Below are 16313 nucleotides of genomic sequence, written 5' to 3'. Positions count from 1 at the left end.
CGCCATGACTGACATCGCCCCCACGGTCGGCATCGACTTCGGCACCACCAACACCGTCGTCGCTTTCGCCGGCGCCGACGGCGCGGCGACCGTCCTGCGCTTCGACGCGCCGACCGGTCAGGTCACCGCCTTCCGCTCGACCCTCAGCTTCCGCATCCTGGAGGGGATCGACGGCCAGCCGCCCGAGCGGATCGTCGAGGCCGGGCCCTGGGCCATCGAGGCCTATGTCGAGGGCGCGCTCGACACCCGCTTCATCCAGTCGTTCAAGACCTTCGCCGCCAACGCCGCCTTCACCGACACCCTGATCGACGGTCGACGCTACAAATTCGAAGATCTGCTCAGCGCCTTCCTGCTGCGCCTGCGCGCCCATGGCGGGGAGGGGATGGCTGATCTCCCGGCCCGCGTCATCGTCGGCCGTCCCGTCACCTTCGCCGGCGGTTCGCCGGACGAGCCTCTGGCGTTGAGCCGCTACGAGACCGCCTTCGCCCGGCTCGGCTTCACCGACATCCGCTACGCCTATGAGCCCATCGGCGCGGCCTTCTTCTTCGCCCGCACGCTTCAGGCCGACGCCAATGTTCTGGTCGCCGACTTCGGCGGCGGCACCAGCGACTTCTCTGTCGTCCGCTTCGAGCGCGGCGCCGAGGGCCTGCGCTCCACCCCGCTGGCCCGGTCCGGCGTCGGCGTCGCGGGCGACGCCTTCGACTACCGGATCATCGACCATCTGGTGTCGCCCGAGCTGGGCAAGGGGAGCGACTACCGCACCTTCGGCAAGACCCTGCCCATCCCCCAGCGCTACTACGCCGCCTTCGCCCGCTGGGACCAACTGGCCCTGCTGCGCGCGTCAAAGGACATGCGCGACATCCGCGCCCTGGCCCGCACCGCCCTGGAGCCGGACAAGCTGGACCGGATGATCGAGGTGCTCGACGACAACCACGGCTACGCCCTCTACCGCTCGGTCGCCGCGCTGAAGATGGCCCTGTCCAGCCAGGAGGAGGCGGACTTCGCCTTTGTCGCCGGCTCCATCCGCATCGAGAAGCCGGTCACCCGCGCCCAGTTCGAAGACTGGATCGCCCCCGACCTCGCCGCCATCGAGGCCGCCGTCGACGAAGCGGTCCAACGCTCGGGCCTCGCCCCCGATCAGATCGACCGCGTCTTCCTGACCGGCGGCACCTCCTTCGTCCCCGCCGTCCGCGACATCTTCCATCGCCGCTTCGGCGCGGACCGCATCGAGACGGGCGGCGAGTTCGAATCCATCGCCTCGGGCCTGGCCCTTATCGGGCGGGAGGCCAATCTCGACATCTGGAGCGAGCGGCGGGAGGCCGACGCCTCGCCGGCCGCCTGACGGGGCTCAGAGGTATTTCATCCACCACTGGCCGCTGCGGCGCTTCACCCCCGCGAACCAGCGGCAGGCGAACCAGCTGGGGATGGCGGCCAGCACGGCGATGGCCCAGACCCAGCCGACGTTCGGCACGCCGAAGACCTCGCCCTGATTGGCGCCGAACAGGGCCAGGCAGGCCCTGGCCGCCAGATGCAGGCCGTAGAGGTGGATCAGGTAGAAGAACAGCGGCGCGCCGCCGTACACGGACAGCAGCCGGATGAGCCGCGGCCACAGCACCTCGAACGCCGCCAGCACCAGCGCGCCCACGCCCAGGGTCAGCAGCACGAAGTCCGCCGACGGCGGATACTTCGTCAGGTTCAGCACGCTCATCACCGTATGCACCGGGTCCGGATAGACCGACCAGCGCAGCGGCTCGCCATAGATGTTGATCCCGCGCAGCACGGCGAACAGGGCCAGCATCGACAGGCCCAGCGTCACAAGCCGGCGACGGCGCGTGGCGCCCTCCACCCCGGCGGCGAACCACGGCCCGACGCCATAGCCCAGCGCCGCGATGCCGATCCACGGCAGCAGCGGATAGGAGGTGCGGATGCGCTGATCCCAGGGCAGCTCGATGAAGCCGCGATCATGCAGCACCGCCCACAGGGCGTGGCCCGGCTGGCCCGGCGCGAAGGTGATTGGATCCAGCAGGTTGTGGCCCAGCACGATGACGACTCCGACCGCGATCAGGGCCGTGCGGGGCAGCCAGACCAGCGCCGACAGGGCCATCATCGACAGGCCGATGGCCCAGATCACCTGCAGGAAGATCGTCGGCGGGGCCAGGGTGAAGTTCCAGGCGAAACTGACCACCGTCAGCTCCAGCACCACCAGGAACAGGCCGCGCTTCAGCAGGAAGCCCGAGGCCGCGCCCGGCCCGCCCTTCTTCGACGCATAGAGCCAGGCGCTGAGGCCTGTGAGAGCGACGAAGACCGGCGCGCACAGGTGGGCCAGCAGGCGGGTGAAGAACAGCGCCGGCGAGGTCTCCGTCACGCTCATCGGGTCCGAGACCTGGGCGTGGATGAAGAAGAACTCCCGCGCATGATCGACCAGCATCAGCAGGATGACCAACCCCCTCAGCGCGTCGATGGAGGGGATGCGGGCGGCGGAAGACGACACGGCGGAGGAGGCGGGCACGGCGGTTGACAGCGACATGGGAGAGCGTCTAGCCGTTATAAGATAACATTACAAACGGAGTCTCCCTTGTCCCTCCTCACCAGCTGCGCGGGCTTGTGCCTGCTCGCGGCGGCCTCGACCGCGCCCGATGCTCCGTCTGCGGACCAACAGGCGGCGCCCGCGGCCCAGGCCCAGCTGGACGAGATCGTGGTGCTGGGGCGCCGGGCGCCGCGCGATGCGACCCTGGGCGCCGGGCTGGCGACCGAGCGGATGTCCCAGTCCAGCCGCTCCATCGAATCCGACCTGCTTCAGGCCGTCGGCGCCACCCGTCTGGCCGATGCGCTGGAGCTGGTCAGCGGCGTCAGCCAGCAGAACAACCGCGGCGGGGTGATGGACAATTTCGCCATCCGCGGCTTCCTCGGCACCCCCGACGGCGGGGCCGAATACTATGTCGACGGCTTCCTCGCCAACCGGGGCATGGCGCCCCCGCGCGACCCGGCGACCTCCGAGCGGGTCGAGATCCTGAAAGGCCCCTCCGGCGCCCTGTTCGGCGACATCGACCCGGCCGGGCGGGTCAATATGGTGTCAAAGACGCCGCGCTTCGAAACCGAAGCCAGCCTGACCGCCACCGTCGGCTCCTTCGGCCTGCGCCGGGGCGAGCTGGACGTGACCGGCCCCCTGTCCGACACCCTGGCCGGGCGTCTGGTGCTGGTCGAGGAGACCGGCGACGGCTGGCGCGATCATGTCGGACTGGACCGCCGCGTCATCGCCCCGTCCCTGACCTGGCGCCCCGTCGACAACCTGCGCCTGACCTATGTCGGCGAGATCACCGCCTTCGACACCCTGTTCGACCGGGGCGTGCCGGCCCTGAACGGCGACGCCCTGGCCCTGCCGCGCACCAACTACTATGGCGAGCCCGGCGACGGGATCACCGAGTTCCGCAACGAACGGCACCAGCTGACCGGCGACTTCTGGCTGAACGACGACTGGCGCCTGACCGGCGGCCTGGCCTGGCGCACCGGCACGCTTCAGGGTCTGTCCAGCGACCACTCGCGCCGGGTCGGCGACCAGCTGTGGCGCCAGCGGCGGGGCCGCGACTTCTCCGTCGACGACCTGTCCGCCCGGCTGGAGCTGACCGGCCGCATCGAGACCGGCCTGGGCGTCCACCGCCCCAGCTTCGGCCTCAAGGCCTATACGCTGGAGTATGGCGAGAAATGGCTGCGCCTGGACCCGACCGAGGGCGCGCCCTATGCGGTGGACATCCACCGCCCCGTCTATGGCCAACCGCGCCCGACCCCGCTTCCGTTCACGGACAATCTTGAGAAGCGCGAGGTCGTCACCCTCTACGCCTCCGACCTGTGGGAGGTCACCGACCGCCTCAGCCTCACCGCCGGCGTCCGCTATGACGACTACAGCCAGACCATCCGCAACAACCGCTCCGGCGCGGTGGGCGTGACCGAGGACGCGCCCGTCAACTACCATGTCGGCGCCCGCTACCAGCTGACCGACGCCGTCGCCGTGCACACCGGCTTCGGCCGCTCCTTCGTGCTCAACTCGGGCACGGGCCGCGACGGCCAGGGCTTCGCTCCGGAAACCGGCGAAGGCTGGGAGCTGGGCGTCAGCGGCGCCTGGGACAGCCTCGATCTCGCCGCCACCCTGTTCGACATCGACAAGACCAACATCCTGACCACCGAGCCTTACAATCCGGACTGGCCGGACTGGGGCAATTTCCTCGCCCCGGTCGGCCAGCTGACCGCGCGCGGGATCGAGCTGGACGGCGTCCTGCGGCTGGGCGAGGCCTGGCAGGTGATCGGCAACTACGCCTGGACCGACGCGAAGGCGGACGATGAAGCCTTCGCCAGCGACACCGTCCTCAATGTGCCCGAACACGCCGGCGCCCTGTTCGTGGTCGGCCGCTTCACCCGTCCCGACGGCCGCGACTGGTCGCTCACCGCCGGCGCCGCCTGGACCGGCGAACGCGCCGGCTCCCTCGCCGCCGACGGCGTCCGCCTGCCCGCCTACTGGAAGCTCAAGGCCGCCGTCGACTACGACCTGACCGACCATGTGTCGGCCCGCATCGAGGTCGACAACCTGCTGGACGAGGACTACGCCGCCAGCTCCTACAGCGACCTGTGGATCAGCCGCGGCGCCCCGCGCACGGTGCGTGCGTCGCTGACGGTGCGGTTGTAGGGGGAGGGGCGGGCTCAATGTGGATGGCCGCACGAAGGCTGGCGGCGTTCGCCCCAAAGAAGGTAGCGTAACGCCGCCCTCGCACTCTATGGTGGCGCTCGGGATCTGGGGCGCACCTCATGGCTTGGATTATCGGGATCATTGCCGTTCTCGGCTTCGCCTACCTCATGTATGCCAATGAGCGTTTCCGACGCTTCGGCTTCGGGGTCCTTGCACTTCTCGGCGTTGGCATCGCAATCTTCTGGTTCCTTGCCGACAAGGAGACACGCGACTACCGCGCGCAGGTGGAGCGTGAGCAGACGGCCATTTCTGCATCACAGTTGAGCATCACGGGGATGCAGCTTTACCAGTCTCCTTATGATGGGTGGCGCGTTGAGGGGACGGTTCTCAACCGCAGTTCTCATCCCCTAAGGTCGCTCACCCTCACCATTTTCCTCCAAGACTGTCCCAGCCCGACAGATGATGCAGGGTGCGTGACCACTGGTGAGGACGATGCCCTTTTCTATGTGGACGTTCCGCCGGGACAGGCCCGTAAGCTCAGCACAAGCGTTCAGTTCGTCAACGCGCCCGAATTGAAACCGGGGTGGGGCTGGAAATACGGGATCAAGGCCATCACCGCCGACCTAGGTGAGTAGGCCATGATCCCTGAAATGAAGTTCGCTTACCTCTCATGGGAGGCCTTCGCCGCGATGATCACAGGCGCGCTGGCGGTCTACGCCGCGTTCCGCGTGGGGCTCAAGCAGGTCGACATTCAGAACCGCCAGGCCAAGATACAAGAACGACTATCTGCCATCGAGGAGCGCAAACTGCGATCAGACCTCTTTGATCGGCGCATCGCGGTCTACGAGGCATCAGCAAAGTGGTTCGCCTACTTTCTAACCACGGGCCAGGTCGCGGGAAGACCAACTCGAGCGCAGAAGGCGTTGAACTCCACATCCGATAAGCCCCGATCAGTACCGGGTATGGACGTGAGCATTGCCTATCTGGACGCCATGCTGATGAGCCGCTTCCTGTTCCAGCCGCATGTCGAGCGCGCTTTGCGGGCTGCATGGGATGCTAGCGAGCGGTGGAGCGAAACGGCCCGCCGCGAAGGCGTGTCTTACAACGACGAGAAGCAGCGGCAGGCCCGACTAGCCGAGACACGGAAAGAGATGATCCTGATCTACGATAGCCTCGTGGACATTTTCGCGCCGGAACTACAGCTAGGCGATTTAGCTGATTAGGTCCGAGACGTGGGGAGGCTGACAGCCACCAACGTCCGCCCCCAACGCAATCCGCTTCCGCTCCCACCACCCCATCCGACCAATTTTGACGTACCGGCGTGCGATCATTCTCCTCACAGGAGGATCGCGCCATGCAGCCGGACACCCCGGACACCCCCGCCGCCCCGCGCGGACACGCCGTCCATAGTCCCGAGATCTGGGACGCCGCCCGTCGGGACTATGTCGCCGGCGAGTCCGCCGAGCAGGTCTGCTGGCGCTATGGGCTGAAGGAACGGACCTTTTGGGACCACGCCCGCGACGAGGGCTGGCGACGCTGCGATCAGCCGGACGCCCCGCCGCTTTCCGATGACGACCCCGAGGCGGATCAGCCTGTCGACTGCGCGGCCCTGGCGGCGGATGCGCTGGTGCAGGTGCGGCGTGCGCTGCGACTGGGGCGGGCGGGCGAGGCGGGGTCGTGGATGCGGCTGCATGAAAAGCTGCTGGCCCGGATCGAGGCCGACGGCGAGCGCGAGCGGCGGCGCGAACGGGTGGCGCGGGCGCAGGGCTCGGGCGCCGCGGACGAGGCCCTGGCCAACGCCCTGAAGCCGCTGCGCGAGCGGATGGCCTACATCAACACCCTGGGCGTGGCCCAGGTCCGCGTCGGCCGGGCCTGGAGCCAGGGTCATCTCTCCACCGAGGACTATCATCGCTTCACCGACCTGCACACCGTCGCGGATGAGGCTCTGGAGCGGGAGTTCGCCGCGTTCGACGCCGCCAAGGCGCGCGCCGCCCCGCCCGATCCGCACGGTTCGCACCCGGATTTTTCCGCCGCGTCCGATCCTTGATCCCGCGCCGGGCCGGGGGTCCGGTCAACCGTCCACGCCCCCGCGTCGGGGCTGCTGAAACCCTTCAAGGGTCGTTAACCGGTTCGGCGACATGGTCGCCGAAGCAAGTTCCGGGCCACTCCGCCCGGGCAGGGGAAAAATCGCGTGCTCGGACAAAGGCTCGAGATCAGACAGGGGCAGGGGCTGGTCATCACGCCCCAGCTGCAGCAGGCGATCAAGCTGCTGCAACTGTCGAACCTTGAGCTGGAGGCTTTCGTCGAGGCCGAGCTGGAGAAGAACCCCCTGCTGCAGCGCGAGGACGGCGAGCCGGGCGGCGAGCCCGGCGAACTCCAGCCCGAACGGGCCGAGGTCGCCGACCGCGCCGAGATGAGCTTCGAGGACGGCCGCGCCGCGGACGGCGGCGACGCCGTCGATGCGCGCGGCGATGACGTCTATGGCGACGCGGCGCCGGGCGAGCGCGGGGCGGACCGCACCGACGACGGCCAGCCCGGCCTGACCGACTGGTCCCGCGCCGGTTCCGGCGGCGGCCTGCCGGACGGGGAGGGGCGCGAACAGCCCGACACCCGCGACGCCACCCTGTGGGAGCATCTGCAGGCCCAGGCCTCGCAGGCCGGCTTCTCGCCCGCCGACCACGGCATCGCCCTGACCCTGATCGATATGGTCGACGAGGGCGGCTATCTGCGCGGCGACCTGGCCGAGGCGGCCGACCGGCTGGGTGTCGGTATTGAGCGGGTCGAGCAGGTGCTGGCGACCTGCCACGGCTTCGAGCCGACCGGGATCATGGCCCGCTCCGTGCCCGAATGCCTCGAGCTTCAGCTGATCGAGCGCAACCGCTTCGACCCGGCCATGGCCACCCTGCTGGAGAACCTCGACCTGCTGGCGAAGCGGGATCTGACCGGCCTGCGCAAGCTGTGCGGCGTCGACGCCGAGGACATGGCCGAGATGATCGCCGAGCTGAAGGCCCTGACGCCGCGTCCCGGCGCGGGCTTCGGCGGCGAACCGGCCCAGACCGTCATCCCCGACGTCCACGTCCGCGCCGACCCGGCGGGCGGCTGGAAGGTCGAGCTGAACTCCGACACCCTGCCGCGCCTGATCATGGACAAGCGCTATCACGGGGTGGTGGCGTCCGGCGCCCGCTCCGAGATCGAGAAGACCTTCGTCGCCGACTGCGCGGCCCAGGCCTCATGGCTGGTCAAGTCGCTGGACCAGCGCGCCAAGACCATCCTGAAGGTCGCCTCCGAGATCGTGCGCCAGCAGGACGCCTTCCTGGCCTTCGGCGTCGAGTTCCTGCGCCCCCTGAACCTGAAGACCGTCGCCGACGCCATCGGCATGCATGAGTCGACCGTCAGCCGGGTGACCTCCAACAAATACGTCTCCACCCCGCGCGGCGTGTTCGAGTTGAAATTCTTCTTCACCGCCGCCATCCAGTCCTCCGACGGCGGCGCGCTCCATTCGGCCGAAGCGGTCCGTCACCGGATCAAGTCGATGATCGACGGCGAGGGCCGCGACGGCGACGTTCTGTCGGACGATCGCATCGTCGAACTGCTCAGCGAAGCCGGCATCGACATCGCCCGCCGCACGGTCGCCAAGTACCGGGAAGCCCTGCGAATTCCGTCCTCTGTGGAGCGGAAACGGCTGCTCAAGACTGCGTAACTCCCCCTGCGACCAATCGCGCAAGCGTGACTGTCGAATTCTGCGTTCTCCGTTGACACCAAAACCGATCGGTCGCGTTCTATCGGCATGCAAGTCCAGGTCAGCGGCAAGCACGTAGATGTCGGCGAAGCGTTAGGCTCGCGCATCTCCCAGGAACTCGAAGACGGGATCGGAAAATATTTCGAACGCGGTGCTCAGGATGCTGAGGTCGTCGTTTCGAAAGACGGTCACGGATTCAAGGTGGACTGTTGGGTCCGCCTCGCCTCGGGTCAGGCGATCGTGACCACCGGCCTCGGGGGGGATGCCCACGGCGCCTTCTCCGACTCGCTCGACAAGCTCGAGAAGCGGGTGCGCCGCTACAAGCGCCGCCTGAAGGATCACCACATCGGGCCCAAGCGTCTCTCTCCGGAGAAGACCGAGGACGCCGCCCGCGAAGTCGCCCGCAGCATCGTCCTACGCAATCCGGACGAGGTCGAGGACGACACCTTCGGCAACGCCGGCGAGCCGGACGGCCCGCCGCCGGTGGGCATGGTCATCGCCGAGAACGAGACCGAGATCCGCTCGATCACCGTCGGCCGCGCCGTGGCCGAGCTCGACATGACCGGCTATCCGGTCGTCGTCTTCCGCAATGCGGCCCACGGCGGCATCTCGGTGGTCTATCGGCGCCCGGACGGCAACGTCGGCTGGATCGACCCGGACCGGAAGGCCGTGTCTCTCAACGGTTCAGCAAACGGTCACAAGTCATAGTCTTCCCTAAGAGGGGCGGGTGTTCTAAAGGGCGCCCGCCCATCCCGGGATGATCGCGTAGAGTCGGGGTTCCAATGGACATCGGTGATTTGCTGGCGGAGGGCGGTGTCGTCCTGCGCACCGGCGCGTCGTCAAAGCGTCAGGCTCTGCATACGGTGGCCGAGGCCGCCGCGCAGGCGCTCGGCCTGCCCGAGGCCCGGGTGCTGGAGGCCCTGCTGGAGCGCGAGGCCCTGGGCTCGACCGGTCTCGGCTCGGGCGTCGCCGTGCCCCACGCCCGTCTGGACGGCGTCAGCCGCGTGACGGCGGTCTTCGTGCGTCTGGACACCCCCGTCGCCTACGGCTCGGTGGATGACCAGCCGGTCGATCTGCTGTTCGCCCTGTTCGCCCCGCCCCGCGACGGCGCCGAGCACCTGCGGGCCCTGGCGGCCGTCTCCCGCGCCCTGCGCTCGTCGGAGATGCGCCAGCAGCTGCGTCAGGCCCACACGGTCGACGCCATCCGCGCCCTGTTCGTGCGCGACCACGTCCCGGCCACGGCGGCCTGACGGCCGCCTCCGGCTCTCTTGAGGGGCGCTAACGCCACCCGCGCGGCGGGTGGCTGCTTGAGCGCGGAGAGGGGCGATCCTGAGAGCATAGCCGCGCTCAAGCAGCGAGGCTCCGCGAGCCGAGCGGTAGCGCCCTCTCAATGTCAGTGAACCGACACCGGCTCCAGCTCGTGCGCCACGGCCGTGGCGAAGGCGGTCTCGCGGTCGGTCATGATGGCCAGCCGCTCGCCGTCGGCGCCGTGCACGGCGTAGAGGGTGGCTTCGGGGTCGACGGACAGGCCGTGCATCGCCGTCATCGGCGTATCGGCCAGCACATCGGCCGCGCGGATCTCGCGTACATAGACCAGGTCCGGGGCGCCCAGATGGGCGAAGTCCTGTCGGGTCATCTTCTGTTCCGGCGTCATCATGACCGCCTCCTTCACTCAACTAACGCCACCGAGGCGTATGGGTTCGGCCCCGAATGCGGCAGCCGACGAAAACGACGGCGCTCAGCCCGTCGTGATGGGGATCCTGCGGATGGTCTGGACGTCATCCGGACGGCTCATGTCGACGTGGAGCAGCCCGTGCTCGAGCTTCGCCCCGTCGATCTCCAGCCCGTCCGCCAGCACGAAGCTGCGCACGAAGCCGCGACCGGCGATGCCGCGGTGCAGGAAGGCCTGCGGATCCTTGCCGGCGTCCTCGCGCTTGCCCGCGATGGTCAGCTGGCGGCCCTCTAGGGTGATGGCCAGATCATCGGGGCCGAAGCCCGCCACCGCCAGGGTGATGCGGACGGAGCGCTCGCCGCGCTGTTCGACATTGTATGGGGGGTAGCTGTCCGCCGCCGCCCGCTGCGCCCGATCGATCAGGGCCCGGGTGTGGTCAAAGCCCAGCAGGAAGGGGCTGTCGAACAGGACGGTGCGTGTGGTCATCTCTCTGGCCCCCGAAGCAGGCTGTTGAACCGTCCGCGCCCCCCGCAATCGGCAGGGCGCCGGTTCAGCTCCTAGATGGGGCCGGAAGGCCTGCGGCGCAACGGTCGCGATGGCGCAGGCGAGGGCCGGAATTGGAGAAGGCCCCGCGGTGTCCCGCGAGGCCTTCATGGTGGAGCTTAGCGGAGTCGAACCGCTGACCTCTTGCATGCCATGCAAGCGCTCTACCAACTGAGCTAAAGCCCCGAACCGTTGCCGGTCAGTGCGCCGAGGTGTTGGTGTTGCTCCCCGGCGAGGCGGCGGAAACTATGTCAGGCTCGATTGAGGATCAAGCCCAGTTTCGCCTTTTATTTTCACCTTTTTCGAACGCTGTTCGAAAGGTGATTTCCGGGCGGATCAGAGGCTCCGATCCGCCCGGAATTCGATCAGTCTTCGTCCTTCTCGGGCTTGCCGATCTCGTCCTCGAACGAGTCGTCATCGTCCTCATCCTCGATGAAGGGCACCGAGTCATCGTCGTCGTCGCCCAGGACGTCGTCATCGTCGTCGCTGGCTTCGCCCATGCCGTTCTCTTCGGTCGGATCGGTCGGCGAGTCATCGTCGTCGTCCGGCGTCAGGATCGGCTCGTGGCCTTCCTCGTCGATTTCCGGGGTCGAGGTCGCTTCTTCCTCGTCCTCGTCGCCGTCGGCGTTCTTGTCCTTGACCTGATCCTCGGCCTCGTCGTCAGCCGGGTAGCCGGCCGGACGGCCGCGACGGTTGCGCAGCTTCAGGGCTTCTTCGGGATCGAAGTCGGTGCCGCATTTGGGGCAGTGGGCCGGACGACGGTTCAGGTCGTAGAATTTGGCCTGGCAGTTCGGACAGACCTGCTTCTGGCCCAGTTCGGGATTAGCCACGGAGGCGCCTCTCACGTTCAGGGGGAATTCGGGCGCGTCCCTTGCCACCCCTTGGGGCCGCTGTCAAAAGCGAAGTCTGCGCCACCCGCGCCGTCCATGCCCTTTCGGAGACCCGCGGGTGACGAACACCACACATCTGACCGCCCATCGCAGCCCCGCGCTGACCGGAACCGTGCGCGCCCCGGGCGACAAGAGCATGTCGCACCGCTCGATGATCTTCGGGGCCATGGCCGCCGGCGTGACCGAGGTCGAAGGTCTGCTGGAGGGCGACGACGTCCTGGCCACCGCCCGGGCCGCCGAAGCCTTCGGGGCCAAGGTCGAGCGGCTGGGGGACGGGCGTTGGCGGATCACCGGCGCCGGCGGCTTCCGCTCGCCGGACAGCGTCATCGACTGCGGCAACGCCGGAACGGGCGTGCGCCTGCTGATGGGCGCGGCGGCGGGCTATCCGATCACGGCGGACTTCGACGGCGACGCCTCCCTGCGCAAGCGTCCGATGAAGCGGGTCACCGGGCCGCTGGCCCAGATGGGCGCGAGCTTCGACTGGCTGGCCGCCGAGGACCGGGTTCCGCTGCGGCTGACGGGCGGGCGCCTGAGCGGCATCGACTATGTGCAGACCGTCGCCTCGGCCCAGATCAAGTCGGCCATCCTGCTGGCCGGACTGAACGCCGGGGGCGTGACCACAGTCACCGAGCCGGAGAAGAGCCGGGATCACACCGAGCGGATGCTGCGCGCCTTCGGGGCCGAGGTCGGGGTCGAGGAAGACGGCGAAGGCTGGGTCATCACGCTGAAGGGCGGTCAGCCGCTGACCGGGACCTTCGTGGCCGTGCCGGGCGATCCGTCCTCGGCGGCCTTCCCGCTGGCGGCGGGGCTGGTGGTCCCGGGCTCGGTGGTGACGGTCGATGGCGTCATGCTCAACCCGCTGCGCACAGGCCTGTTCGACACCTGGCTGGAGATGGGCGCGGATCTGACCATCACGAACCGCCGCATGGCCGGGGGCGAGGAGGTCGGCGACATCACCGCCCGCCACTCGGCGCTGAAGGGCGTGGTCGTGCCGGAAGAGCGCGCCGCCTCGATGATCGACGAATATCCGATCCTGGCCGCCACCGCCGCCTTCGCCGAGGGCCAGACGGTCATGCGCGGCGTCGGCGAGATGCGGGTCAAGGAGAGCGACCGGATCGCCCTGATGGTCGCGGGCCTGCGCGCCTGCGGCGTCGAGGTCGAAGAGGAGCCCGAGGGCTTCATCGTCACCGGCGGTCCGGTTCGGGGCGGCGGCACGGTGCACACCGCCCACGATCACCGCATCGCCATGAGCCATCTGGTGCTGGGCCTCGCCGCCGATCGACCGGTCACGGTCGACGAGCCGGACATGATCGCCACCAGCTTCCCGGGCTTTGTGGAGATGATGCGAGGGCTGGGGGCGGGCCTCGAATGACGACGGCCGGGCCGTCGCCCTGGACGCCGCGAAGATCGCTTCGCGTGGCGAGCCTGTTCTTCGGGGGCGTGCTTGTGATCTGGGTTGCCGGGTCCGTTCTCGATCTGGGCGACGGTCAGACCTGGGATCGCACAAAGCAACGTTATGCCTGGCTCGTCGAGAAGGACGGCTTCGACGTAAACGACTTCGGCTTCTATCGGGTCGCGCATGAAACGCACCCAAGGCAGTTCCAACGGATCGTGATGCTGCGGGGTGTGATGCCCTCAGTCTTGCTCGGCGTAACGTTTGGGGTTTTCGCCCTAGGTTGGTCGGCGCAACCGCGACCATCTGCCGAAGATGAGGGTGCCGGTTGGTCCGGTCGGCGTATGAATTGATCCGACGTCTTCTCTCCGGTCTCGCCTTTCTGGTCTGCTGCGGCGGGCTCTGGCTTGTCTCACAACAGGTCTGGATCGCCCTGACCGAAGGGCGAATCCGGGGCAAGTACGGCTGGATGCTGCGTGAGGACCGGCCCGTCTTCTTCGACATCACCGTGGGCCTCAACCTGGTGGCCGCCCTGATCTGGATCGCTCTTGGCGCACTGGCTCTGGTCTTTGTTCTGTCGCGAGGAACGCAGGAGGGCCGGGATGGCGACTGAGCGCCGGGGCTCGCCCCTGTCTTGGCTGGCTACCCTCGCAGCCGGAGCCTTCATCGGCTGGTGCGCCGTCATGGGCGGCAAGGACCTGTGGCGAAGCCTGCAGGCCGGACGGTTCCTGAACCGCCGGGGGCCGGATGTCTTTCTTGAAGACGCGCCGCTTGTATTCTGGGCCCTGAGCGGCTTCTACGGGCTGGCGGTTCTGCTGGCGGGCGGTCTTTCGATCCTCTGCCTGCTGATCGCCCTTCGTGAAGCCACCGGAAAGACAGCGTCCTGACCCAGCCCCTCATCATCGCCGTCGACGGACCCGCCGCCTCGGGCAAGGGCACCATCGCCGCGCGGCTGGCGACGACCTATGGCCTGCCGCATCTGGACACCGGCCTGCTGTACCGGGCCGTGGGCGTGGGCGTGCTGGACGCGGGCGGCTCGCTGGATGACGCGGCCTTCGCCGAGGCGGTGGCGCTGAAGCTGGACGCCAGCCATCTGACCGACACCGACCGGCTGACCAGCGGCGGAGCGGGCGAGGCGGCCAGCCGGATCGCCGGTTATCCGGGTGTGCGCGCCGCCCTGCTGGCCTTCCAGAAGGCCTTCGCCGCCCAGGCGGGCGGGGCGGTTCTGGACGGGCGTGACATCGGCACGGTTATCGCGCCCGAGGCCCAGGCCAAGCTGTTCATCACCGCCACGCCGGAGGTTCGGGCCACCCGGCGCTGGAAGCAGCTGACGGCGCGCGGGCACGAGATCGCCTTCGAGGCCATGCTGGCCGACATCATCAAGCGCGACGAGCGCGACGCCGGGCGGGGCGCCGCCCCCATGGTGCAGGCGCAAGACGCCGTCTTGCTGGATACGACCGATATGGATATAGAAGCCGCCTTCGATGCGGCCCGCCGTATCGTCGAGGCGGCGCGCGCGAAATCGGCCTGAGGGCCCTGATCGCAAATCCAACGCTCCCATCCTCGGCTTCCGCGGGCGCTCTGGCTGAGTTTGAAGCCTCGCGTCCCGACGACCTGTTTCCCCTTTTTGAACCCCCTTCGCGCGGGACCATCCGGTCGCGCGCAGAGACCCTTTCCTCCAACTCCAGAGTTACATGACCGATACCCTCTCCCCCACCCGCGACGATTTCTCGGCGCTGCTCGATGAGACCCTGCAGGGTCGTGACCTCGGCGAAGGCCAGGTTGTCCACGGCCGCGTCGTCGGCATCGAAAAGGACATCCTGATCATCGACGTCGGTCTGAAGACCGAAGGCCGCATCCCGGCCCGCGAATTCGGCATCGGCGAAGGCGCCGTGATCCCGAAGGTCGGCGACAACGTCGAAGTCTATCTGGAGCGCGTCGAAAACGCCCTGGGTGAAGCGGTCATCAGCCGCGACAAGGCTCGCCGCGAGGAAGCCTGGACCCGTCTGGAAGTCGTCTTTGCCGATGGCCAGCCGGTCAACGGCACCATCGTCGGCCGCGTCAAGGGCGGCTTCACCGTCGATCTGGGCGGCGCCTCGGCCTTCCTGCCGGGCTCGCAGGTCGACATCCGTCCGGTGCGCGACGTCGCTCCGCTGATGGGCAAGGAACAGCCCTTCGCCATCCTGAAGATGGACCGTCCGCGCGGCAACATCGTCGTCTCGCGTCGCGCCATCCTGGAAGAAGCCCGCGCTGAACAGCGCACCGAGCTGGTCGGCCAGCTGCAAGAGGGTGAAGTCCGCGAAGGCGTCGTCAAGAACATCACCGACTACGGTGCGTTCGTCGACCTGGGCGGCATCGACGGCCTGCTGCACGTCACCGACATGTCGTGGAAGCGCGTCTCGCACCCGTCGCAAGTCCTGGCCGTCGGCGACACCGTCAAGGTCCAGATCGTCAAGATCAACCCGGACACCCAGCGCATCTCGCTGGGCATGAAGCAGCTGCAGGCCGACCCGTGGGACGGCGTGGAAGCCAAGTATCCGGTCGGCGCCAAGATGTCGGGCCGCATCACCAACATCACCGACTACGGCGCCTTCGTGGAGCTGGAAGCCGGTGTCGAAGGCCTGGTGCACGTCTCGGAAATGTCGTGGACCAAGAAGAACGTCCACCCTGGCAAGATCGTCTCGACCTCGCAGGAAGTCGACGTGGTCGTGCTGGACGTCGACGCCTCCAAGCGCCGCATCTCGCTGGGCCTGAAGCAGGCCCAGGACAACCCGTGGGATGCCTTCGTGGCCAACAACCCGATCGGCTCGACCGTCGAGGGTGAAGTCAAGAACGCCACCGAGTTCGGCCTGTTCATCGGCCTGGACAACGACATCGACGGCATGGTCCACCTGTCGGATCTGGACTGGAACGTGTCGGGCGAAGAAGCCATCCAGCGTTACCGCAAGGGCGAAACCGTCAAGGCCAAGGTGCTGGACGTCGACGTCGAGAAGGAACGCGTCTCGCTGGGCATCAAGCAGCTCGGCGGTGATCCGATGGAAGGCGATACCTTCAAGAAGGGCCAGCAGATCACCGTCACCGTGACGGCGATCGAGACCGGCGGCATCGAGGTCAAGTTCGGTGAAGAGGATGCTCCGGCGACCTCGTTCATCCGCAAGTCGGACCTGTCGCGTGATCGCAACGAGCAGCGCACCGAGCGCTTCTCGGTCGGCGATCGCGTCGACGCCATGGTCACCGGCGTCGATAAGGCCTCGCGCCGCGTGTCGGTGTCGATCAAGGCCCTGGAAATGAAGGACGAGGCCGAGGCCATCGAACAGTTCGGTTCGTCCGACTCGGGCGCCTCGCTGGGCGACATCCTGGGCGCCGCCCTGCGCGAAAAGGCCGGCTCGAAGGACTAA

Annotated in this window: 18 protein-coding genes and 1 tRNA gene; 14 read left to right on the top strand and 5 right to left on the bottom strand. The window is 68.1% G+C overall.

Translation table 11 applies throughout. The features are described from left to right. Nucleotides 1-4: 4 nt before the first annotated feature. Entirely contained in the window at nucleotides 5-1342 is a 1338-nt protein-coding gene (locus ACFQQC_RS01520) for an Hsp70 family protein (protein WP_376859016.1), read from the top strand. A 6-nt stretch (nucleotides 1343-1348) separates the two neighbouring features. Here the strand turns inward: ACFQQC_RS01520 and ACFQQC_RS01515 are convergent, their stop codons facing one another. Further along, nucleotides 1349-2527 carry a DUF1624 domain-containing protein gene (locus ACFQQC_RS01515; RefSeq protein WP_376859014.1) on the bottom strand — a complete coding sequence of 393 codons (1179 nt, stop codon included), beginning with the start codon at nucleotides 2525-2527 and terminating at the stop codon, nucleotides 1349-1351. Between the two features lie 48 nt (nucleotides 2528-2575). On the opposite strand from ACFQQC_RS01515, the gene ACFQQC_RS01510 reads away from it, so the two are divergent. The 7 genes from ACFQQC_RS01510 (at nucleotide 2576) to ACFQQC_RS01480 (ending at nucleotide 9667) form a co-directional block, all read left to right on the top strand. Then, on the top strand, nucleotides 2576-4678 hold the full coding sequence (locus ACFQQC_RS01510; RefSeq protein WP_376859012.1) for a TonB-dependent siderophore receptor: 2103 nt from the start codon (nucleotides 2576-2578) through the stop codon (nucleotides 4676-4678). Nucleotides 4679-4797: 119 nt separating this feature from the next. Further along, nucleotides 4798-5313 (top strand): hypothetical protein, encoded by a 516-nt coding sequence (locus ACFQQC_RS01505; RefSeq protein ID WP_376859011.1) that lies wholly within the window; start codon nucleotides 4798-4800, stop codon nucleotides 5311-5313. A 3-nt stretch (nucleotides 5314-5316) separates the two neighbouring features. Further along, a complete protein-coding gene (locus ACFQQC_RS01500; protein WP_376859009.1) occupies nucleotides 5317-5901 on the top strand; it encodes a hypothetical protein in 585 nt (194 codons plus the stop codon). 131 nt (nucleotides 5902-6032) lie between these two features. Continuing rightward, nucleotides 6033-6725: a hypothetical protein gene (locus ACFQQC_RS01495; protein WP_376859007.1), complete on the top strand. Its 693-nt coding sequence runs from the start codon at nucleotides 6033-6035 to the stop codon at nucleotides 6723-6725. 144 nt (nucleotides 6726-6869) lie between these two features. Further along, complete coding sequence (gene rpoN / locus ACFQQC_RS01490; RefSeq protein ID WP_376859005.1) at nucleotides 6870-8378, top strand: RNA polymerase factor sigma-54; 1509 nt, start codon at nucleotides 6870-6872, stop codon at nucleotides 8376-8378. Between the two features lie 87 nt (nucleotides 8379-8465). After that, nucleotides 8466-9125 (top strand): ribosome hibernation-promoting factor, HPF/YfiA family, encoded by a 660-nt coding sequence (hpf, locus tag ACFQQC_RS01485; protein ID WP_376859003.1) that lies wholly within the window; start codon nucleotides 8466-8468, stop codon nucleotides 9123-9125. Between the two features lie 74 nt (nucleotides 9126-9199). Continuing rightward, nucleotides 9200-9667 carry a PTS sugar transporter subunit IIA gene (locus ACFQQC_RS01480; RefSeq protein WP_376859001.1) on the top strand — a complete coding sequence of 156 codons (468 nt, stop codon included), beginning with the start codon at nucleotides 9200-9202 and terminating at the stop codon, nucleotides 9665-9667. A 143-nt stretch (nucleotides 9668-9810) separates the two neighbouring features. On the opposite strand, the gene ACFQQC_RS01475 is transcribed toward ACFQQC_RS01480, so the two are convergent. From ACFQQC_RS01475 to ACFQQC_RS01460, 4 genes are all read right to left on the bottom strand, one after another. Beyond that, entirely contained in the window at nucleotides 9811-10071 is a 261-nt protein-coding gene (locus tag ACFQQC_RS01475; protein ID WP_376860826.1) for a DUF1150 family protein, read from the bottom strand. 84 nt (nucleotides 10072-10155) lie between these two features. After that, nucleotides 10156-10575 carry an Hsp20 family protein gene (locus tag ACFQQC_RS01470; RefSeq protein ID WP_376858999.1) on the bottom strand — a complete coding sequence of 140 codons (420 nt, stop codon included), beginning with the start codon at nucleotides 10573-10575 and terminating at the stop codon, nucleotides 10156-10158. Nucleotides 10576-10742: 167 nt separating this feature from the next. Beyond that, a tRNA-Ala gene (locus tag ACFQQC_RS01465) sits at nucleotides 10743-10818 on the bottom strand. A 179-nt stretch (nucleotides 10819-10997) separates the two neighbouring features. Continuing rightward, nucleotides 10998-11462: a TIGR02300 family protein gene (locus tag ACFQQC_RS01460; protein ID WP_376858997.1), complete on the bottom strand. Its 465-nt coding sequence runs from the start codon at nucleotides 11460-11462 to the stop codon at nucleotides 10998-11000. A 136-nt stretch (nucleotides 11463-11598) separates the two neighbouring features. Here ACFQQC_RS01460 and aroA point away from each other — a divergent pair, with 136 nt between their 5' ends. The 6 genes from aroA (at nucleotide 11599) to rpsA (ending at nucleotide 16313) form a co-directional block, all read left to right on the top strand. Continuing rightward, nucleotides 11599-12894: a 3-phosphoshikimate 1-carboxyvinyltransferase gene (gene aroA / locus ACFQQC_RS01455; protein WP_376860824.1), complete on the top strand. Its 1296-nt coding sequence runs from the start codon at nucleotides 11599-11601 to the stop codon at nucleotides 12892-12894. A 44-nt stretch (nucleotides 12895-12938) separates the two neighbouring features. Then, nucleotides 12939-13268, top strand: a complete 330-nt coding sequence (locus ACFQQC_RS01450; protein ID WP_376858995.1) for a hypothetical protein — start codon at nucleotides 12939-12941, stop codon at nucleotides 13266-13268. Continuing rightward, the gene (locus ACFQQC_RS01445) at nucleotides 13265-13528 is read left to right on the top strand and encodes a hypothetical protein (protein WP_376858993.1); all 264 of its coding nucleotides are present in this window, start codon (nucleotides 13265-13267) and stop codon (nucleotides 13526-13528) included. Before ACFQQC_RS01450 ends, ACFQQC_RS01445 begins: the two co-directional genes overlap by 4 nt. Next, nucleotides 13518-13802, top strand: a complete 285-nt coding sequence (locus ACFQQC_RS01440; RefSeq protein ID WP_376858991.1) for a hypothetical protein — start codon at nucleotides 13518-13520, stop codon at nucleotides 13800-13802. Before ACFQQC_RS01445 ends, ACFQQC_RS01440 begins: the two co-directional genes overlap by 11 nt. After that, on the top strand, nucleotides 13799-14446 hold the full coding sequence (gene cmk, locus ACFQQC_RS01435; protein ID WP_376860822.1) for a (d)CMP kinase: 648 nt from the start codon (nucleotides 13799-13801) through the stop codon (nucleotides 14444-14446). The genes ACFQQC_RS01440 and cmk overlap by 4 nt, the downstream gene beginning before the upstream one ends. Nucleotides 14447-14609: 163 nt before the next feature. Beyond that, nucleotides 14610-16313: a 30S ribosomal protein S1 gene (gene rpsA / locus ACFQQC_RS01430; RefSeq protein ID WP_376858989.1), complete on the top strand. Its 1704-nt coding sequence runs from the start codon at nucleotides 14610-14612 to the stop codon at nucleotides 16311-16313.

Origin of the sequence: Brevundimonas sp. GCM10030266 (assembly GCF_042666595.1) — a bacterium.
In the GTDB taxonomy this organism is placed as follows: domain Bacteria; phylum Pseudomonadota; class Alphaproteobacteria; order Caulobacterales; family Caulobacteraceae; genus Brevundimonas.
This window is presented reverse-complemented; position numbering and strand designations above follow the sequence as displayed.